A 24,310-nucleotide genomic window follows, 5' to 3' on the forward strand; every position below is an offset into this window, starting at 1 on the left:
AGACTTTTTGAGTATCTCGAGATATTCTACAACCGGGTTCGTCGCCACTCCGCACTCGGTTACAAATCACCTGTGGCTTTTGAAAATGAACTATCAACTGTGGCTTAACTCCTTGTCCACTTTTCGGGGTGAACTCCAGACCTATATCCCAGTCGTGATCGAAGTCCCATGTTTCGTCATTGTCCCACTCGCCGTGTTTCCAGAAATCACTCTTCTTGTACCACTCTTTGTCCCTCATGATGTCATCGCAGTCGTGCTTGTGGGATTTGTCGTCAATGAGCCAACCAAGTTTGAGGGATTGTTGTTTGTATGATGTGAGAGTGTCGATCCATGCCGATGCAGAGAAGTGGAGTGGCGGTGCAGTTGGGCCAATTGTAAAACCCTTAACCGAATTATTCGAGATGTCATCAGCAAAATCAGACAGGTGTGCCAATAACTGATCAGGTTCGTATGTAGGAACTCTGTGAGGAGCTTGTGCATAGAAACGAGATATTGCTGGAAGGCACCTACTCACCATCCCAAATCCTCTCAAGCTTTTGCCTGGGGCCAGAATGTTTGCCAAACCAATTTGAACTACAAATCGAGCCAGAGCGGAATTCTTGATTGCAAGACATGCCCACCCTTTTGGTGCGTATTCTCGAAGGCTATCCAAACAAGCAGCGATCATGATGTCGTTGACGCTTTGTGCACTTGATGGCATATTGCTAGCCACATAATCGTATTCAAATCCGTCGGAAGCCGCCACCGCTCTCGCTGATACAGCCAAGCTGAAGTTGTTTGCACGACTAAAGGTGTTATTAGCTAAGACTGGAGGGTTTGTAATAGTCTCGAAAGTTGTCCCGTTCCACGAATATTCGACTGCTGCCGTGTCCAGCTGACAAATGATAACGTACTTTCCATCGCCATTGATGTCCTTAATTAAGAAACTGCCTCTGTTCCCAACTATTCGGGAACCTTGTCTATGATAAGGATTAACCGGGACTCCTTTGTTCCCGTCCCAACTGAATATCCACATGTGTTCTCTGTCGCCGCTGAGTCCTGCCAACCAAGTTGCTATTATGTCCACTGTACCGTTACTGGTCAGGTCCATTGTAGCAAAAATTCTTCCCAATGCTCCTTCAATAATTGGTCCCGATTTCCAGAGGATCTGACCGTCTTTAAAGACGCCGACTTCGTCTCGATAGCCAATAGCCTGAGGAACTTCTGCAATGAATATGAACGAACCTTTTAAAGTGCTATACGGGTCTTGAAGTTGGCCAAAATAAGTGCCGGTATCCGCTGTCATGCTATCGACGTCGACTACATCGCCTACAACCACTTTACTTGAGTCTGGGCGCCCGGAGTTAAGTAAACTTGTTATCTGTCCCGTTGCTTGATCTACTCGTTGCTGTTCAGTGATTTGAGCATGAGTTTGTGTTGCTAGCGCTAATAAAACACTCACTACCATTAAGAATATTTTTCTTATCATAAAGACCTCCACCACATTACGGATTTAATGTATTTGCCGAAGGTAAGTACTTTTGAGATTTCACATCCACGATACTAATTCCGTAGGCACTTTTGGCTTCGTCACCACGATAATAACTAAATGCCCATCTAAATGTTTCATCAAAACCCGCCGACCAGTCGTTTTCACTGTCTGCGTTGTCTTCAAGCACAGATTCAAGCTGCGAAAGCAAATACGATACGGAATAAGTTGGCGCAATTTGTGATTCATTTAACCTCTCGGGGGAATAATTATCGTTACGCGGATAGCCCTGATCGCGAGTGGCTGTTGAATACAAAACCTGGAACAGTCCGTACGAGGATGCTAACCTCGTTTGCGCAACTTTATTCATATTTCCGTTCGCATAAGTTTCCTTCAACCAGCCGTTGGCTCCTGCAAAGGCTTGCTCAGATGAAGCTCCCAAAACAATTGCTCCGTAGAATATGTTCTGCCATTCTTCCGCCGGGTGAGAGTACCAGAGGACGGTTCCATGACTGTTCGCGATAGGATAAAGATTGTCCTGTGACGACACGCTAGGGTTGATGCTTTGCGAGTGAGCATACAAGTACTCCCAGACTGTACCCTGATATCCTAAGTAGCCCAATGGATGTACATTGACGTGGTCGGAAGGAATAGGAACTCTCCCAATATCGGCGAGTGATTTCACCCTGAATCCATCATAGATACGTTGAGAAAACTCCTTTTGCCCGTTCGCATCCACGAACGGTTCATATCGGTATGCCGGGTAGAAAGAACTTTCCTGGTCAATTTGTGCTTTCAAGAACTGCGGTGGAATTCCATAACGACCTGCGGATTCTAGAACCAGTTCATCGATGTTTTGGTCGTTACCAAACACGTCTCTATTCGCCTGAATAGGTGAAGGTCCCAATCTCCCCGGCTTCTTCACCTCAATATCTATGCTTCCCGATCTTCCACCTGCGCTCGCACTCAACTTTACCTTGTAAGTCTTTCCATCTTCCCAATATCTTCCGACAAGCCGAATCGAGCCCGGTTCTGTCTCCTTCAAGTCATTTCCATCGGCGTCTTTGTATTCCCAATAGACTCCGAGCTTGTCGCCTTCGATTATCTGCGGGTCGTCAAAAACCACATTCGGGTCCCCATTCTCGGGTGTCGTCGACTCTTTGATGGTGAGCTTATCAGGATGCCCTTCATCATCATCGGCATAGTAGTATTTAGTTTCTCCAAGAAGTATCGTATGCTCCTGGCCCCTTATCCATATCTCACCCATGGACTGGCTGTAGAAGCATTGCGGAGCTTCTCCGCTAATTAAGATCCCAATCCTCTCCGTCTGCTCCGGCGGAGCACCGTTTGCGATGTACCTAATACCACTGTCCCTGACAACGTAATATGGGACGTTCTCCATTTCACCGAGACTCCCATCAGGCCTTATGAAGGTCCCGAATAAAGTCGCACCCCTGATCGTCATCGGGGCATCTTGCGGAAAACCGATTTCATTCCCACATGCATCTTCTGCCTTCACGAAGACTTTCGACGTGTCGCCGTGCGATATCGTATCACGCTCCAATATTACCTCGAAGTGATCAAATCTCTCCAACCTGTGTAAACTGAACTTGATCCAAAGGTGTGGCATCCAACACGTCATCGTAATGACAAGTGTGCCCACAGAATCATTTTGGAGACCCAGGGCGAATGGACATCCCGGATCGAAATAGCCGTCGCAAGCACCTCCGGTGTGACCGGCAGCAGGACTATAAGGGAGTGCGAACTCGAGAGTCGTCCCTGGATCAATTACGGGAGAGACCCAGCTCCTTCCAAAATTGTTCAACGCATCTTGAATCAGAACCTCGCTCCACGGCTTCACGAGCACAAAATCGGCTTTGTATATATCGCCGTCACTCCCGGTCAAATTGGTTACAGTGAGGGCAGATTTTTCAAGGATGAACATAGAAAAATGGAGACCGTCCTGACTGGCCGCAGCCCGCCGCGGCATTATCGAAACAGTGTCCCTGATGTGCACCTGTCCGTATAAGGCCGCACTCACTCCCGTCACGACAATTACCACAATGCCCGCACATATTCTCCTCATGCCCCCTCCGGCCAGCGATTTAAGGGTTACTGTCTCATGTACCAATCATCAAATCGTACTGGGGTTACTCCAAACGGAAGGTCCTGCTCCAACTACCTGCTTCATTTTACCGATGATTGAATCTTATGTCAAGAAAAAATTTAAGTGTGTCGAATCTTTCAGCCCTGATGCCGTGATCAGCGACTGTCTGTACGAGAAGGTCGAGGTTTGATGTGTGGGATCGCCACGTCCGTCCATATAGAACACGGACGGACTCGTCCCGAAGGGACCCCTCCGGGGCGAAGACAGGTAAATCGGGGAGCCGGATTGTCTGTCGCTGTTCCATCTTAGATGTGCCACGATCCATCGCAAATATTATCCGTGCAATGACCATGCCACAATCAAACCGGTCAGTAGAAACTATTTTCGCAATACCGCGACGAACAGGTGGGCGGTTTACTTCCCACTTTTTGAGAACCAATCCGCCCACTCTGCATCTGACAGTTTCGCTTTCTGCTCATGGGTTCCGCCACAGAGCGAGTGAACCACGTAATCTGCCGTTGCTTATTTCCCTCGGTCCGCCGCAACGCGACAATGAAGTGCGGAGATCCGTTCAATACCTGACCTCTCCCCAACTTCCAACCTCCTTTCTCCTGTGTCGTTTCTCCTGTCTCCTCTTTCCCCTCTCCTCCCCTCTGGCTATTCCGTCCCTGAATTACTAACTTGGTTTTTGAACGGCCCCGCGAAAGTGGGCCTTCGATTTCTGACGGCATTCAGGTTTGGCATATCTATCATCGTGGAGTTTATGAAGAAATTCTTCACTCACGTTTACGAGATTTCAGCCTTCGCTCTCCGATTCTTTAAGGAAATTTTTATTCCTCCCTACGAGATCGGCGAATTCGCGGAACACCTCGAGAACTTCGGATCGAGGTCGCTTCCGCTCGTCAGTGCAATCGGTTTGCTTATGGGGCTCATACTCGCGCTCCAGACCAAACCTACCCTCGCTCGTTTCGGCGCAGAGTCGTTCCTCCCGGCAATGGTCGCGATCTCCGTGGTCCGTGAGCTAGGCCCCGTACTTACCGCACTCGTTGTCGCCGGAAGAGTTGCGAGCGGTATCGGGGCAGAAATCGGTTCGATGAAAGTCACCGAACAGATCGACGCGCTGGAAGTCTCTTCCGTCGAGCCGTACCACTTCCTTGTAGTCCCGCGGGTGCTCGCAGGCGTGCTCGCGCTCCCTCTTCTCACGGCCTACGCCGACGCTCTCGCAATCATTGGCACGTTCGGCGTGGTCTATATCTCCGGCGAGATGGGCTGGCAGCTTTTCATGACTTCGACCGTCACTTCACTCTCCATCGCCGACGTCGTTCCAGGAATTGCGAAGACTTTCTTCTTCGGTTTTACGATCTCGATGGTCGGATGCTATTTCGGGTTCAAAGCGTCAGGCGGCACGGCGAGCGTCGGCAAAGCAGCCACGTCCGCCGTCGTATTCTCTTCGTTCCTTATCCTGATCTTAGATTTCATACTCGTCAAAACCGGTATCCTGATTTTCGAATAGAAAATGATCGAGATAATTAATCTGCATAAGTCGTTCGGCGATACGGAAATTTTATCCGGCGTCAACCTATCCGTGGAAAAGGGAAAGACATTCTCAATCCTCGGTAAGAGCGGTATGGGAAAAAGCGTGACGCTCAAATGTATCGTCGGGCTTCTGGTTCCCGACGCCGGAGATGTTGTCGTCGATTCGATCCGTGTCGACGTGGACAATAAAGGTGATCTTTGGAAGATCCGTCACATGACGGGATTCCTTTTTCAAAGCGGAGCGCTTTATGACTCGATGAGTATTCGCGACAATCTCGTATTCAACCTGACACGCCACCACAAAGTGAAACATGAAAATGCAATCGAGAAGGCGGAACATTATCTCGGACTCGTCGGCCTGAAGACATCTGTGTCAAAAATGCCGTCCGAGCTTTCGGGCGGAATGAGGAAGCGTGCCGCACTTGCTCGCGCGCTTGTTGTCGAGCCGCAGATTCTCCTCTACGACGAGCCGACAACCGGTCTCGACCCGATTACATCTGCCGAGATCAGCGCACTCATGAGAAGTATGCATGCTCAGTTCGGGATAACTTCGATAGTCGTCACGCACGATATACTCTGCGCGGGAATCGTGAGCGATTACGCCGGAGTGCTGAAGGACGGTGTCATCAAATATACCGGTACCTTAAAGGAACTTGTAAAAATAGAAGATGAAGAGATTAAAGGATTCTTCCCAATGGATCCGCTCGGGAGGGACGCTCTTCGGAAAGAGGGATAGGGTATGAAAAAGTCTTATGCGGCTTTACTCGGACTTTTCGTCGCGGTCGGCGTGCTTCTCGTCGTCGCGGCGATATTCGTCATCGGCGGGAGACAGGGAATATTCACGAAGTCGACTGAAGTTTATGTCCGGTTCAATTCGGTGGAAGGACTGAAGAAAGGCGCGGCTGTCAGGCTCCTGGGTATCGATGTGGGTTCCGTTGCGGGCATAAAGATATGGAATAACGTGGCGCTCGTCGACCTGCGGATATTCGCCGATTCGAGAAAATTCATCAGGCAGGATTCGAGGGCGATGCTGGAAACTGAAGGGCTCGTGGGGAACAAGTTTGTGCTTCTGACTCCGGGTACTGAGAATGCGAGGACAATCCAGGGATTCGACACGCTCAACTCGATGGAGGAGCCGCAGCTTTCCCAGGTGATCGTCGAGACGCGCGCGACGATCGCGAGCGTGAAGAACATGGTGGACGAGTTCGCGGGAATCCTCAAAGACGTTCGGGAAGGAAAGGGCACGCTCGGCAAGCTCGTCACCGACGAGAGCGTTTACATCGCTTTGAAACAGGCAACATACGAGGCGGACTCGAGTTTGCGAAAAGTGTCGGACAAGTTCACGGACATGGCAAATGTCATTTCGGGACTGAGCGTGTCGTTCAACCGCGTCGCCGACAAGACAGATTCGGTACTTTCCGGAGTCAACTCGGTGGTACAGAACTTCGACACGACTTCGGTGAGCATCAAGACTATGGTGGCACAGCTTGACACGGGGACAGGTCTGGTCTCGGAGCTGCTTCACAACCAGGCTGTATACGACACGACATTGAGGATCGTTACCACGACACTTTCAGCGGTGCAGGAAGCGCAAAAGGGTTTACAGAAGTTCGCTGAGAACATGGAAGCGCTGAGGCACAACTGGTTATTCAGCAGTTACTTTGCGGGTGAAGCGCAGGACGAATACACGAAGAAGCAGGAGTTGTTGAAGCAGATAGACGCGCAGATCCAGGAGCGTGCGGATGCGCTCGACAAAATGGAGAAGCAGCTGAAGGAGCTTCAGCAGAAGTACAACAAAGCCGGCGGAGGATAAGAGGAGAGTCGCGCGGGCTCCGGAAGAACTGGTTCCGTGATTAACGCGTGTGGAAGTGGTGTTGAGTGATTCTTAAATCCCCCTAACCCCCTTTGGGAAAGGGGGGACAATGCCTAAGGAAGGCAGGAAGTTGGACGTTTCGAGGTGATTGATTTGTCTTGTGATCACCGACTAGAGGTTCCAATCGAAATCCCGCGGGAACTACTGAAAGAGGGATATCGAGATTGGGTAAAGCGTTATTTTCAGAGACATCACTCAACGATCACACCCACTGTCATTCCCGCGTGCTTCTAGCGGGAATCCACATTCATTAATTGTTTGGATTCCCGACCAGATCGTTCTGGATTGACATAAATGGTACCGTCGGGCTAAGAAAAGTATTCAAAGATGGTACATCTCAGTAGCATCAAAATAGCCGATACCCAAGATTAGACTCACTGCTAATCGGAGGTTGACATTCCGATTGATTTACTATAACCCCAAGCTCAAGAACACCGCGCGTACTTTACGGAAGAACATGACCGACTCAGAACGGATCCTGTGGTCAAGAATCAGGCGGAAACAAGTCAAGGGATACCAATTCTACAGGCAGAAGGCCATCGCGAGTTACATCGTAGACTTTTACTGTCCGGCGGCAGGAATCGTAATTGAGCTCGATGGAAGTCAGCATTACACAGACGAAGGAAGAGCAGCGGACACGAACCGAGACGAATACATGAAGAAGGTGGGTCTGCGAGTTATTCGCTTCCGCTCCTCCGACGTGTTTGACAATATTGACGGCGTGCTCCAGAAAATTCACGAGAGTCTTCCCGAAAGTCGATCCTAATTCGATTTCCTTTTCCTGAACTAGTCCTTGAGTCCGGGCCCTTCTCTTCTCTTTGGCAGCGCCTCCCCCTTTCCTAAAGGGGGATCAAAGGGGATTTGCCTTTTATGACGCCAGAGACACCAGCACCTCGTATGCCCTGTAGTGATTCCATACTTCTAGTTCGGTGTCCCCTGTGCCACCACATAAACCTGTGGACTTACTTCGCACGGGAAAAATATTTTGCCTGATTTAGTCTTTATCATCTTTCGAACGAAACCTGTGTACGTTCTTGCTGCCGGTATACCAGTTATTGCCATCTGCTGAAAGTCCTCTCCGTTCCATTGATAGAAATCGAATTCGCTGGTTAAGTACCAAACATCATTCGGGGAGAACAAGTTTATAATCACGACCGACTCACGCAGGTTATGTAGAGGCAACCCAAGTGTAGATAAGTCTATAACGGAATAACTGAGTGATTGCCCCTTCGATTCTAGCAAATAAGAATTCCAGCCGACAAAATACAACTGGAGGGAGTCGGAGACAGGACAGCGATATGCGGCCACATCTGTCATTACACTGTAATCTCCGGGAAGTTTAGCTATGTTCCCTGTTGTGTCCTGATTATCGAAGAGCTCGTGCCACTGGGTTCCGTCATACTTCCAGTACTGCTCGTATTCTTGTCCTGTCGTCAGGGATAGAAATCCAGCGGCGTAGATTTCAGTCTTGGAGACACCTGTAACGTGAGTGAGACCGAAATCTGTCGGCGCTTTTGTGTAAATCCAACTCGCCGTGTATCCATCTTTGGTGTAAACCGTTCCATTATCGCCGACAGCAATGAAATATCCCTTGCCATCCGTCCAAACTGAGTAAAGACGCCCCGGTGTCTGAAACTGGTAACCGGCCCATTTCTTTGTGTGGTTGTCAAACTCTGCTAGTCCGACCTTTTCGTCTCCCACCGCCCAATACCCCACTGAAACCAAGAAATGGTCATCTCCCGTTGCATCATTAGATAGATGTAGTATGGTGCTGTACGTTTCAGGTGTCCCCCATTCTTTTCCGTTCCAGTGTAAAGCGAGATAGCTCGTCTGACCAGGTACAGTTGGGCCATGCATGTTCCCCATTACCCAAGCATCTGTATCCGAGAATGCCCAGACACCGCCGACCTCCGATGGCCACCATGCAACTGTATCAGTTCTCCATGTGAAGTTGCGATTTCCCGGAGGATACTCGCAACTTGTCGGCAGCGGAGGAGTGACGGGGCTCTTGCGACATTCAATACCGGCAATCAGAAGAAGAATCAGCGACGATACGATCGCAACTCTTTTCAGATTTCTCTCGACTTGATTTCGCACACCCGGTGCCCCCTCCTCGTTCAATTTTGTGTCCGCAAACTTTCTCATCTCCTTTACGCTGTGTCCCCTTTCAGTAAGATAAGACAAATGGAGATCCCCTCTCAAGACACCAAGGGCGGCAAGTTCACTCCTCTCTTTGGCGCTGCACCCTTTCCCGAAGGAGGATTTACTAAGTGTCTTTGTCATCGCGCTCGAATTCACGAATTCATTATGACCGCGATCAAACAGCCCCGTGAACCGGCTCCACTTCTATCGGCATTGCCTCCCCCTTTCCCAAAGGGGGATCAAGGGGGATTTCCCGCTTGACCCAGTCAGAAATTCATCGTGAGAACCAGCGAGTAATTCCTTATCGACGCTATATTCCCGATCATCTCCACGTAGTAATCATCGAACACATTGTTTACAATTAAAGTCGCGGAGAATGGATACCCAACCGAAGTAAGATCGACTCCGGCTCTAATGTCAGTCACATACGCCGGAACCCGCTGGTCGCCATTCCTCACTATCCCTAATTGCACGAGGTCCTGATCGTAATTCTCGAACTTGCTTATGAACCTGAAATCGACAGACGCACGGTAGATCGATTCCTCGAAACTCGCTGAAGCGTAGAATAGCTCCCTCGAACGATACTTCAATATCTCGTCGAGTGTGAGATCGACAGGATAAATGTAAGTGTAGCTTCCCTTCAGCGTCAGAAAATCCGTCCCGGCATTGCTCGTAAGATCCAATTCATATCCCTGCACACGCGCGCGGGTTACGTTTTGAAAACTTATTTTCCCTTCCGAATTGAACTCCGGTTCGATCATGTTCCAGTAATCGCTCTGGAATATCGCGGCGTCAACAAGCATGACATATCCAACCGGCAATCTCCCTCCGATCTCTTCCGACACACTCCTTTCGGGCAATAGATCCGGATTCGGCACGATTGAGACTCCACCCGTCTGAGTATACGCATAAGTCTCCCCAAGGCTGGGAGCGCGAAAACCCGTTCCGACTGACGCGCGCAACGAAGCATCATTTCCCAAATCATAAACCAGTCCAAGTTTGGGATTGAACTGGTTGAACGCTGCTTTCCCCTCTATCTTTTCAAGGTCGTAGCGAGCTCCAAGTGTGGCATGCAGCCCGCCGAACTTCCTCTCACCCTGTACATAAAGTGCCGTCGTCCCGCTCTGCTTCGTCGAGAATATGTTCGAATTGATGAGATCCGCCTCGCCGTTGACGCCGAACGTCAATACCGTGTTCTCGCTTGCATTAAGAATTCCCTGCAGCTCCACGTACGCGAGATTTGAAGAGGATGTGTCGCCTATTCCCGTGGGAGTCTGCCCGAAATTGTCGTACCAGTGATTGAAATAGTAGCTCGCCCTTACGATGTAGAGGAAGTCATTGCTCATCGTGCGCGTGTAGATTGCAGCCAGGTTGATGCGAGTAGTGTTCACCCACTCGCCGAGAGTGCTGCTGTCAGGCTGCAGAGCGTGATTGATGTCGCGCCAGTATAGAAAATTTCCGGAGTACTGGTTGAACAGATTCACAAACAGTTTCAGGTTCTCGTTCGCGCCGAGTGTCCCCGCTGTCTTGACGAAAAGGTCCAACCTCCTGAAATCGTCGTTCTGTATGTAGCCATCGTCCCCCTTGTAGCTGAGAGAAGTCGTAATCCCGAAATCGCCTACTCCCATCGGCTGGGAGTGAGTGACCGATCCGCCTTCAAAAAATCTCGGGCTCGACGACCATCTCCATTCGCCGTAAAGCGGCTGCTCATAGGCGCCGCCGTAAGCTTTCACCTGGGTCGAGTAACCGGTGCCGGCATCTTTGGTTACGACATTGATTACGCCGCCGAGTGCGTTCGAGCCGTAAAGCGCCGAACCCGCGCCCTTCATCACTTCCACGTGATCGATATCCGAAATCGGTACCGCTTCCCATACCGCTTCGCCGGTGTCACCCGCGAGGAGCGGTACTCCGTCAACGAGCAGCAGGACACGGCTTCCAATCCCTCTGGCATATCCGCTCGAGCCGCGAATGTTCGCCTGGTCCTGCACGAAATTCACTCCGGGGACGTAACGAAGCGCGTCATCGAGAGAAATTGTGTTTCGTCTTTCCATAGAAGACGAGCTTACGAGACTCAAACTCACCGGCACCTCAGTCAGAAGCTGTTCGCGTTTGCTAGCGGTAACGACGACCTGATCCGCTTCAATAGCAGCCGGTTGCATTGCTATGGAGATGGATTTTTTTTCGTTTTCAATAAACAACAAGACAGTCGAATACTTGTGGAATCCGATCATCGAGACATTGAGGGAATATTCAGACGGTGGCATGCCGCTGAGCTCAAACTTTCCTCCGCTTGAAGTGAGCGTTCCATATTTCTTCATGACAGAATCCGGCGCCTGGCCCGATCGACCGGGATTTTGCAGCGGAGCTAAGATGACTGTAGCTCCCGCGATCGGACCGGAATCCTCAGCGGATCTTACCACGCCCGTGAGCCGCGTCTGAGAGACGCATTCGCTCGCGATCAAGAGCAGCGACAAAGCCGCCGGGCGTAGGAGGGACATTTTGAAAATCGACATCGATATTGATTCCATTTACAAATGTATTTTGACCGACAACAACCGATCTCGGCGTGCCGACTCCGTGCGCGTAGCCGTAAGCGCCGACCACTTTCCAGTCGGCGGTAACGTTCGAGCCGTATTGTAAAGCGACAACCACATACTGGAACGTCGAAGCTGAATCGAGAGTAAAACTATACGAGACCGAATCGACGAACAGTTTAAATCCCGATCCGGGTCCGATGGGTGGATAGACTTTCGCCTGACCGCTCGTGACCTCTCCGAAAATATTGTGAGGCGGATAATTATAGAATGCAACTATGCGGACATCCACCACGCTGTCTGCGGGCGGCCAAGCTGATATGAACCTTACAGTCCCCCCGAACCCGGGTTGAACACCCTGGTTGGAGAGCGGCTCAAGTCCGTGCGTGCAGCCGGAAAGAGAAAATGCGACAAGGAGGAGGAAGACAACGAGGCGAAAATTTTGAGCCAAGGATTGAAAATCACCCGTGACAATCATCGGTATGCACGTCCGCGATCAGAATTCAAAATTGAGAATCTCGGATTCAGAGTTTTCCCTCCTGGTCTTTTGCGGTGAATAGAGCCCACGGATACGACTTCATGTCGTGGAGATATTTCGATTCCCAACTGTACTGCGGATGTTCCTTGAAAAACTTCGATGCGATGAAATCGTCTCCGCAGGGATGTCCCATGTGAGCCCAGAACTGAAGCTTCGACGCCAGGACGGATGTCGTCACCTTTCCCTGCACAGCTCCGCCGGGGAAGAATGGCTTCCAACCCCATTGCCGCACGCCGCGCGGGTCTTCATCGACATGACCGCACAACGCGCAACCACCCGAAAAATCTTTTCCTTCCGTGGCATCGAAATGATCGGCCTCGAACGCTTTCCCTTCTTCCGCGTCGATCTTCCCCTTGTCTCTCTCCATGAGCTCTTCCCAACGGGCGCGGCGGGCGTTCATCGAGCTCTTCTTATTGTCGATCTTATACGTCGTTTCGTCTTTTATGACCTGTGGATCGCACGGGAAATTCGAGCCGACGTAGTAACCGTCTTTCGTCTTCCAAACTTTGTAGTGCTTGAGTCCAAGTTCGAGACGCGCGATTTCGTTCGTCTTCGTGTCGCCGATCAGCCAGTCGTTCGCGTACGCGCCGTTGTTACCTGTCGTCATTATCCTGACAAAGTCGTCGATACTGCTGGCGTACTGTTCGGCTTTTCTCGCGCGATCAAATTCAGGAACGCCTTCCGTGTCGAAACCCTTGAACTGCGCTATAGTTGTTTCGGTTATCAAGATTCCCGCACTTGTTTCCACAAAGTCGTCGCCACTATGAATGAAGCCGGGAAATGTGTCCATCATGATCCGGTTACCGTTTTTCGGAACGATGTCTGCGACGATGTTCCACCTTTCACCGACGAGGTAATCGACCCATGAATTGTGTCCCATGACAATCTTGCCGTCGGATGTATAGCTTCCCGTCGCGATGAAAGCGCTGCAGTTGCCGGGTGAACTGTTGTCGTCGGCGCCCTTGATCCGCTTTGCCTTCAACATAGGGAGATAATACTGGTCGAGCTCCATCCAGCCGTTGAGCGCGGTGATGTCGTACCTGTCGTAATTCTTTCCTTTCGCCGCGAGACCCTCGACGATACCTTCTATTTCCTCCTGGTACTCCTTGTCGAGCTTCGGCCAGAACATTTTGCGCGCCGCGTCCCTGAAGAAGCTCCAGTCCTTTTTTGATCCGACCTTCAGATAGAATTCCATCGCCTTGAGCGCGTCGTCTATCTCAGGAGCGAGGAGATAGCCGTGCTGAAATCCGATCTGATCGGCAGTTCCTTCAAGGTGGACAAAGATCCATCCCGCTTTGTCCTCACGGTATGATTTATCGAGACGCGGGTCGGTCCCTGCTGCAGCTGTTCCGCACAAGAGCAGGATGATCGCCGCTTGCAGCGCAGTCTTTCTCATTTCTCCTCCGTGGTTGGAGTCTACTTTCTGGTGGCAGGGTTTCTGAAAACGTTGTCGGGTACGGTCCATGCGTCGGGGTAGCCGTGAGACACGATATAGTTCCCCGCCTTGTTGGCCTCATATCTTGCTTTGAAATCGCCCACACGCACTTTGTAGAAAGGTGGATCGTAAACGAGATAAATATTGTACCCGTCAAGCTCGGATTGAGCTTCGGCCTTCATGTCGATTGCGTCCTGGAGACTTTGCGTGGCAAGAATCTGGATCCTGAAACCCGGAACGGTGTTGAGATTCGCCGCGCTTGTAATGATATCGAGAGTGTCCTTTGGCGCTGAGACGGTGTCCGCCGAAGTGGTCAGCGTATCTCTTCTCATGCCGACGGTATCCGATCTCACGACGGCGGAATCCCTGATCGCCGCGGAGGTATCTACGCCCGTCGAGTCCCGTTCAGAGGTCTGAGCAAATGCGATCTGAGTCAATGAAATCAGAATCGCGGCGACATAAAAATGCGACCAATTTGATCTCGATATCATCCTGGACTGCCTCCGGAATTGTTAGTACGATCGTAGGGCCTTCAAGCCGTCAAAAATTTAAAGGCGTTAGGGCTGCAATGCAAGACGATTGTCAGTAGTGTATCAGTTTGAACCAGACTGGAAGAATGTCTCGTACGGCACCAGGAAAAAATGGCGATTAGGAAATTTCCCGGGTGGGCTTAAGAAACGAATACTGTCCGAAGGCGCCGTCAGGCGCCTAGTTTATTCGTTTCTTCCACGTGGAAATTTTCAGCCATTTTTTCCGTAAGCCTTGATTTTTCCTTTGGTACTTTCCTTTTGATCAAGCAAAAGGAAAGTACAGGTAAACCTACGAGACGAGCGAAATTCTTAATGTTCACTTTCTTTTGCTCACCCAAAAGAAAGTGAACCGAAAGTCCACCAAAGGCGGATGCGCCACATACAATAATCGAGGCGCAAAAAGGGTGCCCTGCGAAAATGGTCCCGCTGCCGCGTTGCGGCACCGGGTCGTCCCTTACTAAGAACATGCGATTTTTTGAATAGCTACTCCAGGTCCTCAACCGGGCAAAAAATCGCAACAACCATTCGAGGCGTCATCTCAGTCACTTCCAACCCGACGGGACTCTCCCGAAGGGATCCCTTTCCCTAAGGGACTCCTTCGGAGCGGGACATTTTCGCAAGGGGGCGATACAGATTGTGCAAGTTGATATACTATCCGATTGTCTAACCGGAGAGAATTATACAGGCATGCTCAAAAAAAAGAAGGCGAACGGCTTTCGCCGCCCGCCCTCAGGGTAGAAGGGTCGATAGGGACGACCTTACTTCAGCAAAAGCATTTTCTTCACGGCGGTAAACCCGGGCGTGGAAAGTCTGTAGAAGTACACGCCGCTCGGGAGCAATTCACCGTTTTCATTCTTCGCGTTCCAGGTGATTATGTGCGCACCCGAACCGAGATTGCCGTCGACGAGCGTCGCCATCTGCTGTCCAAGGATATTGAACACCGTCACGGTTACGTGTTCGGTCTGCGGTATGCTGAACGCGATTTGTGTCGTCGGGTTGAACGGGTTCGGATAATTCTGCTCGAGAGAATAGTTCACAGGGACGACGACGTTCTGCTCGACCGCGGTCGGCGTCTCAGGTGTCACTGTGAAGTTCGTTGTCGACGGAGCAGGATTACCGTTGCCGTCGTACGACGGGCTCGATGCCGAGCTGCCGGTGGAAGTGTATCCGACCGCGTCTGTGAAGACGTTATATGATCCTGGCGCGAGGCCGGCGATCGTATAGCTGCCGGTCTGGTCGGTGACACCGTACCCGGCGATGTTACCGTTCGCGTCTGTGGCGTAAACCAAAGCGCCGCCAACTCCGAGTGTCGCCAGAGAACCGCTCCCGCGACTGGCTGCGGAGCCGCTGATCTTTACCGAGCCGCCAATGGATGTGAACCCGGACGCGGAATCCGGCAGCGGCATTACGTATATGTTTGCGCCGCTCGTGGAATTTCCATTTACCTGGATCGCCGTTGCGTCTTTCCATCTGACGGTCGGACCGGTGAGACTGTAGAACGACGGGGCGTAGCCGCCCAACGGCAGCGCGAGGATCCTGTAATATCCGGGCGGAAGATCGTTGAAGTCATACGCGCCTGTGCTGTCCGCGTCAGTGAAGTACACTCCGGCGACATGCATCTTCAATGTGTCGCGATAGTTCCAGATGTCCCTGAACGCTATCAGCCTGGAGGCGACACTAACGCTGCCGACGGAATCAATAACTGAACCGGAGATTTCCCCGAGAGCGATGGGGGGGTAGTGGATCAGCGTGAAGTTGATCCCCGTGGTATCGCTGACGAGCTTCATGATATCGGCGTTGAGAATTCCGCGTTCGTTATTGTAGAAAGTCCTGTAGTAGCCGACCGCCCTCGCGAAGATCACGTAGTTGCCTTCCGGCAGTGTATCCCGGTACGCTCCGGTACTGTCGACGAAAGTCTTGTAGACGTATGGTGAGTGACCTTCGAGCGAGAAATCATGATCTTCGTGAATATCATGGACCGCGTCTCGGAAGAAGTCTCGGAAATCCTCGCCGCTTTCCCATTCTTCCTGATCTTCTCTCGCCTCATTGAACACAAATCCGGCGCGCGCAAACACTACCCACGCTCCTCTTACTGGATTTCCGAGTGTGTCAACGACGATTCCGGAGATAACATATTTCGGCAGGTTGAAGAACCTGTTGTGCAAAGCAAAGTCGGCGACATGTGACGATGTGTCCGACACGACTATCGGTGTGGCGTTTAGTATGCTCTCGACATTGTTATACCACTCAGGAAGGTAATTGGGATTCGTCGGCGTCGCACGGACGAGATATCTTCCGGCATCCACATGGCGAATTAAGTAATGACCCGTAGAATCCGTTGTCGCCCAATAGTCAAATGGTTCGATCGCTATGGGCGTCATCAGTGGTATCGCGGTCATCAAGTTCCTCTGGTACAATCTTACGATTGTATGCGGAATCGGATGCCCGAGTGTGTCGGTAACGATTCCGGCAATCTTGCCGTCGAGTCCGGCTACTCTGACCGTGTACTCTTGTCCGGCATGTCCACCCTTACTGGAGGCGACTATTACTTCAACTTCTCTCCAGCCCCTTTCCAGTGGAGTCCAGGATATCAATCCGGTGGAATCAATCGTCATCAATGGAGGATGCTCGCCAAGATGGTACTGCAGGACAGCCGTGGAGTCTGATGAGACCGCCGTAACCTGGTACGTATAAAGCGAGTCGACAGTCGCGTCTGTCGGCGGAGTCGACGTGATGGTTACATGGTCCCTGTGGTAGTCTCCAAAATTCACGAAGACTTTCGCGAGAGCACTTAACCGTACCTGACCTGTAGAATTATATGCTTTGACTAAATAAACAAAGAGAGTATTCGGCGGTGGTGCCGTGGTGTCTGTATATTCGGTCGCAGTGGTCGAGTCGATCAAGCTGTAACTCGCATTCAGGCTTGAATCCATAACTCCGACTTGTGCGCGGTAAACCAGATAATATTCAACCGAAAACATTTCGGGTGCGGACCATGACAAATCAACGTTCCCTCCGTCCAGCACCGCGTGAAGCATGAAATCCCCACTCAACATCTGCGCCCTTGCCGTAGTAAGCATTAGCATCGTACCTACAATTGTCAGCAAAGAGAGCGTATATATTTTTCGAACCATTTATTCCTCCATTTGTTATTTCAATAAGGTCAATAGTTGTGCCGGATGAAAAGGGGCAAAATCGTGAAATTGTGAGAGCTGTCGTTCGTCCCGTTTAGCTGCTATGCAGGAATTGCGTCAGTGATGCAGGGTTTGCGGCAGATAATGAAGAGAATATTTCTCAGAATTTGATTCTGAAACCGACTATAGCCCCCGGGGATTGAGGAGATAAATCGGCTTTGAAGTTCGGCGGGAGATTTACAAATGAATCGATTTCAGAATAAAGATAAAAGAGGACAAACGCGGAGATAGAATAGATTTCCGTCTTGTAGTAGAAGTTGTACGTATTGTACTTGCTTGATGCCAGTGCGGGGGTTCCGGCACTCAAATAATCGTTCCTGGCTTTGCGCCTCAATAATTCCGAAGCGATTGAGGAAAGCGCGGCAACTCCGCCAGCGGTTAACAAGATGTATCCCTTTGTGCTCTTCCCTCTGTAAATCTGGTCCCAACCTGGAAAGACGACAGCGCGGAACGTAGGGCCGTCGGGAATTCTATCGCGAGGGCTGACTTGATCTTCATGGCTTTCGCTTCGTTCCGGACCTGTTTTGCGAATTTGCGCAGCTAACTGTGCTTTTGCATCCTGGAACACTCCAAGGATTTTCGGCGATGTGAGGACTGGATCCAATGTGAACGAAGTATCGATCTTGAGCAAATTCAGGAAATGATCGACCGCAGATTCATTTTTCCCCTGTGCGACAAGTGAGAACGCCACGTATTTTTCAAATTGGATTCTCGTCGAATCGTTGAGGGACTGATCTTCGAGCATTCGACGAGCCTGGAGTTCCGCTGAAATGTAAGAACCGCTTTCGTAAAGCGATTTTACTGCAGCGAGTGTGGTGTCAGCCTGTTTTGAGTATTGGCAGTAAGCAGTCGAAACGCAGAGCAAGGATCCAACAACCAGGCAGATTTCCGCCTTTGTCATCTAATGAGGACCATTTTCCTGTATGTAATTCCATTCTCTGATTTCATCCTGTAAATATAAGAACCACTCGGGATATTCACACCATTGAACGACGCGTAGTGCCTCCCGCCGCTCTCGAACCCATCGACGACTGTCGCGACTCGTTGACCGAGCATGTTGAAAACTTCAATGCTGACCCTTGCACCATCGGGAGGAACATCATACCCGATTATCGTCGAAGGGTTAAACGGATTGGGGTAATTCTGCATGAGGTTGAACGTCGACGGGACAGCTTGCTTAACGGCAGCTGCATAATTTACATTCAAACCGGAAATGACACTCACGGTAGCAACCGGGACCTGACCGCTCTTGAAAATCGGCGAGACACCTCCAAACAAATAGATTCTGCCGTCTCTGCCGACAGCAGCAATGAAACCTACGCGTGGTGCGTCGATGAGCGTTGAGTCGAGTTCGGTGTCCGTTTCTTCTCCCTCATTGTGTAAATCGAGGAGTTCGATATGACTCTCCGCGCTGGCCACTCCCAGACCTGAAATCACGAACACAGAGTCGCCTTTTGCGGCGATTCCGAAAAGCATTCGAGGAGTATGCAAAACGACGGAGACTTGCGAGGCCCCTTCTTCGGGATCATATTTTTCGATCAGTCCATACGGATTTATTATGCTGGTTACGTCTGAAATTCCGCCAAAAATGTAAATATGTTCATGAGCCATGAAAACCTTGTGATAGGCATGTCCGAATCGCATCTCATATGTTTCGCTCCACTGGTCATCGGCAACCGAATATTCCTCAACGTCCTTGCGCAATCCGAGGACGCCGGCTCCTCCGAAGACAAGAATTTTGTCATCCACGACTTCAGCAGCGGCGCCTTTTCTGGGATGAAGCATGCTGCTCCGATAGTGCCACGAGTTCGACACCGGATCATAGACCTCAACGGAACCAACGACATTCCCTGAATCATCGGCGCCGCCCATAACATAGATTGAATCGTGAATTGTCGCCGAGCACGCAAAAACTCTCGGCGTGTTCAGCGGGGCGACGGTCGTATCCCACGACATCGTTTGGAAATTGAATGCGTCGACTATATTTGTTCCGTCATACGCATCAAAGCCCTGCAGATTTTGCGCGTGCTGTGTAGCCCCGCCGATAAAATAAACCATCTGACCGATCCTCGCGTAACTCATTCCAATTCGTGGATGCGGCATGTCCGGAATCGCCGCAAGTTGCGAAAATGCGGGTTTCTGAGGTAATCCGAGAACTACCAGTAGCCCGAGCAAAGGTAATTTCGATACTAACTTTCTAGACCAAACCATTTTTTCTCGATTCTATATTGTTCAATCCCTGTGCCGCTATTTATTTTCACTTGTCAAAAATGAAAATTTCAATTTCAACGTGTCTCCAGGTTTCACCGTCACACTGCGGACGATGTCCGTGAAGTGCGGATTCTGCACACGGACGATTCGTGTTCCTGAAGAAACCGCGATTGGATCCACCGTCGGAGTGGACTCACGAAAATTATCGTCAACAAAGACTTTTCCCCACGGTTCCACAGTTACGTAGAGATAGCCCGCGTCCTGGAGAAAATCCGCATCCACAGTTGAGAGAAGCCGCTTCTGGACAGCAACAACCTTCACGATCGGCGTGAAGTAGGGATTGCTGAATGTGACTCTATGTCTTCCTACAGGCACCTTCATGGATCCGCCGAGAGGCGTTTGACCAGCGTATGCGCTGTCGATATAGATCTTCGCCCATGGATCGCATTTTCCGATCGAAATGTAACCTGAGTCCGGAGTCGCCGAAGTCTGAGAGCCGATTCCCATTCCCGAAGTCACCCCAACCGGTTGTTTCATGCGGGCATCTGCATTCGGCGACTTCGCTTCGGAAGTGTGATTCATTTCTGTTTTTTCCTGAGTGTGATCCGACTTTGACTTTTCACCGGGCAGACCGGTTGCCGTCGGATGAGACAAGGTCGAGGTCACTTCGGTGCTGCTGTCTCTGGAAGCAACGACTCTTTTTTCTCCCGGCATTTTCAGGACGAAGGCCATTACAACCGCGATGACAATCACGGCCGCTATACCGACAGCCGTAAGATTTTTCCGCCTTCGCCTTGCCCGCCTTGAAACAAATCCCACACGTTCTTTCCCGAGAAATGACGTGAGGTATTCGAGGGCGGCATCGGAAGAATCGAATCTCGAGTTCTTATCGGGTGCAAGGAGGCGCTTCAGGAATTCCAGGACGTTCGCTGAACATTTATTCTCCAGGTCTTTCAATGAGTCGAGCTTGAAGTTCTGAATTTTGTTCATGCATTCGGAGTAAGATTCGCCCAGAAGAATCTTCTGGCCGGTCAGTACTTCGACCAGCGTGACGCCGAGCGAAAACAAATCGCTTCTTGCGTCAACGGGTTCACCCCGTGCCTGCTCGGGCGACATGTATGCCGGCGTGCCAATGAGGCTTCCCTCCATCGTGAGCACTGGTGCGTCAGCAACCGATGCGAGACCAAAGTCGGTGACCTTAATGGTTCCGGTATCGGATACCAGAATGTTTCCAGGCTTTATGTCGCGATGGATGATACCTCTCTCATGAGAGTATGACAACGCCGTCAGCACCGATACGGCAACGTTGAGAAGGAGCTCTTCCGACCTCACGCCCGGGTCAAGAAGAAGCTCTTCGAGTGATTTCCCTTCGACGTATTCCATCACTATCGCGGGCGCACCGTCGATCTCCGTGAGATCGTAAATCTGAACGATATTGTCCGAATGCAGTGTCGCGCACGATCTCGCTTCTCTCGAGAAGCGGGCGACGAGCGACCTGTCCCGCAAGAGATGCTTGTGAAGCACTTTCAAAAGGACAACTCTCTCCAGAGCCTTCTGGTAGGCCTTGTACACAGAAGCGGTGGGGCTCTGACTTATTTGCTGGACAATTGAAAAGTTATCCTGGTTCACCGCCCCATTCCTTCAATCTGTACTGCAGCCATCGGAGTGACACGCCGAGCTTTTCGGCAGTGCGGGTCCTGTTGCCGCCGGTTTCGGAAAGAGTTTTCTCCACAAGTTTGCGTTCGAATTCTTCCAGTGTCAATCCTGTCTCAACCAGTTCCTGTTCGGAATATTTGTCGAGGCGCAAGTCGCTTTCTTCGAGTTCTTCGCCGCGGGAAAGTACGACCGCTCTTTCAACGACATTCTGGAGCTCGCGCACGTTGCCGTACCACGGATGCTTCAGGAGAATCGACATCGCGGATGCGCTGAATTTCTTCGCGCTCCGGCCGTGCGTCTCACATGCTTTCTTCATGAAATGACTTATGAGCACGGGAATGTCTTCAGTCCTCTCACGCAGGGGTGGAAGATGGATCTCGACGATGTTCAAACGGAAATACAAATCTTCTCTGAACGTTCCCTTCTTGATTTCTTCTTTGAGATCCTTGTTTGTTGCCGCGATGATTCTCACATCCACAAGTTTGCTCTCAGAACCGCCGAGCGGTCTTATTTCCTTGTCCTGCAACACGCGGAGGAGTTTAGCCTGCATCAGCAATGGAAGATCGCCGATTTCGTCGAGAAGGAGAGTTCCACCTTCGGCATATTCCATCAATCCCTTCCTGTCCGCGTTCGCGCCGGTGAAAGCACCTTTCTTATGTCCGAAGAGTTCGCTCTCGAGAAGCTGCTCCGGGATCGCGGAACAGTTGAGCGCCATGAAGGGCTTGTCGCGCCGGCGGCCCTGGTTATGAATCGCGTGAGCTATGATTTCTTTTCCGGTCCCGCTTTCTCCGGTTATCAGAATCGCTACATCGGTGTCCACGACCCTTCGTACCAGGTCGAGGGCGGACTTCCACAGCTTGCTTCTCCCCACGATCCCCGGGAATAGATTCGCGCTGTCGACTTCGTTCTTCAGTCTTGCGTTCTCGTCTTCGAGATGGCCGTAACGGTGCGCATTTTCCACCGCCACCGCCGCCAGATTCCCGAAGACAGCCAGAAACTTCATAGTGTCGGAATTGAACTTCCCTCTTGACTTCGTGCTGTCCAGATATATCGCTCCAACGGTTCTTTCATGGAGGCGGAGAGGAACACAGATTATAGAAAGTAGCTGTTGAGCAACAATGCTCCTGGATGCCTCGAACCGCTCGTCGTTGAGCGCGTCGAATGTAAGCACCGGCTCACCATCGGATTTCACTTTATTGATGACAGATGAGGAGGCCGCAAACTTGTTCGCATCGGTTTGACCATCGAAGTTTTTCGATACCACGACCTTGAACCCTGTTTTCCCAGCGTCGTCGAACATGACTATGTATCCACGCTCGGCATCAAGGTGAGACATCGCTATTTCGAGCACCGTATCGAGAAGTTTCTGCTCGTCAAGAATCGAATTAATCTTCTGAGCTATCTCGTAGATAACTGTAAAATTATCTTTGGGTTCTTCAGGCATCTTTTCCATTTCTAAGGCACGTGAAAAGTAGCTTCTTTCGACGTTGAGGTGTTGCCGAGACCGTCCACTATCGTGACCGTCCAGAAATAGTCTCCCTGCGCAAGAATGCTTGGATATTTAAAGGACACAATCGAAGATGAAAGTCCGGGCTGGGTCCATACAACTCTCTGAGAGCCCTGCACTACGATCACCACCTGAAGCTCGTACATATAGTCAAATGCAACTGAAGGCGGGTTCCAGTCTAGTTCGGGGGACGCCACCGTCGTATCCAGTCCGGTGGGATATGTGGGATTTGCTTCGCTCTCAATTACCCTCGACACATAAAAGGGGGGACTCTGACCAATTCCGTTTTCGTGATCCGCAGCGGAAACTACAAACGCCTTCCCGACGATCCATTCGATATCCTGATTGGGCAACTGTGATGCATCTATGGTAGCCTCGTAGATGTTTCCCGTGGCGTGACTCAAGGTAAACGAAAGTGAATCCACCTGCACATGGACCGTCGAGTCTATCACATCGCCGACTCCATCCGGGTCGGTAACGCTCGCACTTACGGTAGCGGAGTAATCGGGTGCAGGCCACCATTGATCTATTTTACTTGAAACGACTTGTGCCCCGGCGATTTTGGGAATTGCGTCGAGATGGATCTCAACATCGCGCGTTTGTCCGAGATCGAGCGTCAAGCTCGCGGTGTCTGCCAGATACGCTTGCCTTGAAATGACTAAAGTGATATTTCCCGCCGGAGCGGCCGCAAAACTGAAGCTCCCGTCCGATGCTGTCAGCTGGGAAGTTCCATTTTGTACAATCAACACCGACGCGTTCGGGATACCAGTGTACGGAATTCCCAGTGTAAACACTTTCCCTGACAAAGTCCCGGTTGACTTGTAGTTTGGCGACTTTGGATCGAGAGGATTATCGTGAGGCGCGTCCGGCGCGCATGAGGAAAGGACAAAGACAAGGCAACTCAGTATCAACAATGTACCGATTCGGTCGCTCATTCGCTCCTTCCCTATCTGGTTAGTTTATCAAGGAAAGCGTGGAAAATCAAGTAAGAGCGGAGAGGGGTAGTGGCTCAATTTGGACAATCTATATTATCCCTTGCGAAAATGTCCCGCTCCGAAGGAGTCCCTTAGGGAAAGGGATCCCTTCGGGAGAGTCCCGTAGCGTAGGAGGAGAACATTCATAACTAGTTGTCCGGTTGCAGCGATTTCTTGTCCGGCTTATGCTTTAGGGTCGCTATTCAAAAAATCGCTTATTCTTTGTACGGGACGATCCCGACGACAGTCGGGACCATTATCGCAGGGCACCCTTTTTGCGCCTCCGATTATTTATATGCGGCGCATCCGCAGAAGGCGGACTTTCGGTTCACTTTTCCCATTCATCAATACTTTCAGATGTAAGGAATCCCTGCGGGACTTTTGGGTGAGTCCCGAAGGGATCCCTTCGGGACAAAAGAAAGTGAACAACAGAGGATCTATAAGACTTGTAGGAATTAACAGTGCTTTCTTTTGTCTTGACATCCCGACGAAGGTCGGGACAGGCTCCAGAGAGTACCAAAGTCCGCCAAAGCGGATCCGTCCTCCGGCGGAAAAAAGTCAAGCGTTCACTACACGAAACGTTTCGTGAAGTGTAGCTTACGGAA

General features: G+C 50.8%; 17 protein-coding genes. 5 read left to right on the forward strand and 12 right to left on the reverse strand.

All coding sequences use genetic code 11. The features are described from left to right. The coding region (locus VIS48_05200) for an IS3 family transposase (GenBank protein HEY9165538.1) at positions 1–108 on the forward strand (108 nt) is incomplete at its 5' end. Between the two features lie 1,376 nt (positions 109–1,484). Here VIS48_05200 and VIS48_05205 read toward each other — a convergent pair. Continuing rightward, the gene (locus VIS48_05205; protein ID HEY9165539.1) at positions 1,485–3,554 is read right to left on the reverse strand and encodes a hypothetical protein; all 2,070 of its coding nucleotides are present in this window, start codon (positions 3,552–3,554) and stop codon (positions 1,485–1,487) included. Between the two features lie 784 nt (positions 3,555–4,338). Here VIS48_05205 and VIS48_05210 point away from each other — a divergent pair. The 4 genes from VIS48_05210 to VIS48_05225 all read left to right on the forward strand — a co-directional run bounded on the left by VIS48_05210 (position 4,339) and on the right by VIS48_05225 (position 7,750). After that, complete coding sequence (locus tag VIS48_05210; protein ID HEY9165540.1) at positions 4,339–5,088, forward strand: ABC transporter permease; 750 nt, start codon at positions 4,339–4,341, stop codon at positions 5,086–5,088. Between the two features lie 3 nt (positions 5,089–5,091). Continuing rightward, positions 5,092–5,847, forward strand: a complete 756-nt coding sequence (locus VIS48_05215; protein HEY9165541.1) for an ATP-binding cassette domain-containing protein — start codon at positions 5,092–5,094, stop codon at positions 5,845–5,847. Positions 5,848–5,850: 3 nt separating this feature from the next. After that, positions 5,851–6,924 carry an MlaD family protein gene (locus tag VIS48_05220; GenBank protein HEY9165542.1) on the forward strand — a complete coding sequence of 358 codons (1,074 nt, stop codon included), beginning with the start codon at positions 5,851–5,853 and terminating at the stop codon, positions 6,922–6,924. Positions 6,925–7,387: 463 nt separating this feature from the next. Further along, positions 7,388–7,750, forward strand: a complete 363-nt coding sequence (locus VIS48_05225; GenBank protein ID HEY9165543.1) for a DUF559 domain-containing protein — start codon at positions 7,388–7,390, stop codon at positions 7,748–7,750. 155 nt (positions 7,751–7,905) lie between these two features. On the opposite strand, the gene VIS48_05230 is transcribed toward VIS48_05225, so the two are convergent. The 11 genes from VIS48_05230 to VIS48_05280 form a co-directional block, all read right to left on the reverse strand. Then, a complete protein-coding gene (locus VIS48_05230; protein HEY9165544.1) occupies positions 7,906–9,267 on the reverse strand; it encodes a hypothetical protein in 1,362 nt (453 codons plus the stop codon). 125 nt (positions 9,268–9,392) lie between these two features. Next, positions 9,393–11,639 carry a TonB-dependent receptor gene (locus VIS48_05235; GenBank protein HEY9165545.1) on the reverse strand — a complete coding sequence of 749 codons (2,247 nt, stop codon included), beginning with the start codon at positions 11,637–11,639 and terminating at the stop codon, positions 9,393–9,395. Continuing rightward, positions 11,530–12,138, reverse strand: a complete 609-nt coding sequence (locus tag VIS48_05240) for a hypothetical protein (protein HEY9165546.1) — start codon at positions 12,136–12,138, stop codon at positions 11,530–11,532. Before VIS48_05240 ends, VIS48_05235 begins: the two co-directional genes overlap by 110 nt. Before the next feature lie 46 nt (positions 12,139–12,184). Next, positions 12,185–13,594, reverse strand: coding sequence for a C45 family peptidase (locus tag VIS48_05245; protein ID HEY9165547.1), 1,410 nt, complete (start codon positions 13,592–13,594; stop codon positions 12,185–12,187). A gap of 20 nt (positions 13,595–13,614) precedes the next feature. Further along, positions 13,615–14,124 (reverse strand): SPOR domain-containing protein, encoded by a 510-nt coding sequence (locus tag VIS48_05250; GenBank protein ID HEY9165548.1) that lies wholly within the window; start codon positions 14,122–14,124, stop codon positions 13,615–13,617. Positions 14,125–14,921: 797 nt separating this feature from the next. Beyond that, entirely contained in the window at positions 14,922–17,297 is a 2,376-nt protein-coding gene (locus VIS48_05255) for a T9SS type A sorting domain-containing protein (GenBank protein ID HEY9165549.1), read from the reverse strand. Positions 17,298–17,457: 160 nt separating this feature from the next. After that, positions 17,458–18,258: a hypothetical protein gene (locus VIS48_05260; GenBank protein ID HEY9165550.1), complete on the reverse strand. Its 801-nt coding sequence runs from the start codon at positions 18,256–18,258 to the stop codon at positions 17,458–17,460. Then, the gene (locus VIS48_05265) at positions 18,255–19,568 is read right to left on the reverse strand and encodes a kelch repeat-containing protein (GenBank protein ID HEY9165551.1); all 1,314 of its coding nucleotides are present in this window, start codon (positions 19,566–19,568) and stop codon (positions 18,255–18,257) included. Before VIS48_05265 ends, VIS48_05260 begins: the two co-directional genes overlap by 4 nt. A gap of 36 nt (positions 19,569–19,604) precedes the next feature. Further along, on the reverse strand, positions 19,605–21,197 hold the full coding sequence (locus VIS48_05270; GenBank protein HEY9165552.1) for a serine/threonine-protein kinase: 1,593 nt from the start codon (positions 21,195–21,197) through the stop codon (positions 19,605–19,607). Beyond that, positions 21,184–22,668, reverse strand: a complete 1,485-nt coding sequence (locus tag VIS48_05275) for a sigma-54-dependent Fis family transcriptional regulator (protein HEY9165553.1) — start codon at positions 22,666–22,668, stop codon at positions 21,184–21,186. The genes VIS48_05270 and VIS48_05275 overlap by 14 nt, the downstream gene beginning before the upstream one ends. Before the next feature lie 11 nt (positions 22,669–22,679). Continuing rightward, positions 22,680–23,666, reverse strand: a complete 987-nt coding sequence (locus VIS48_05280) for a carboxypeptidase regulatory-like domain-containing protein (protein ID HEY9165554.1) — start codon at positions 23,664–23,666, stop codon at positions 22,680–22,682. Between the last annotated feature and the right edge of the window lie 644 nt (positions 23,667–24,310).

The sequence above is a fragment of the Candidatus Kryptoniota bacterium genome, from assembly GCA_036567965.1.
GTDB lineage: Bacteria > Bacteroidota > Ignavibacteria > Kryptoniales > JAKASW01 > JAKASW01.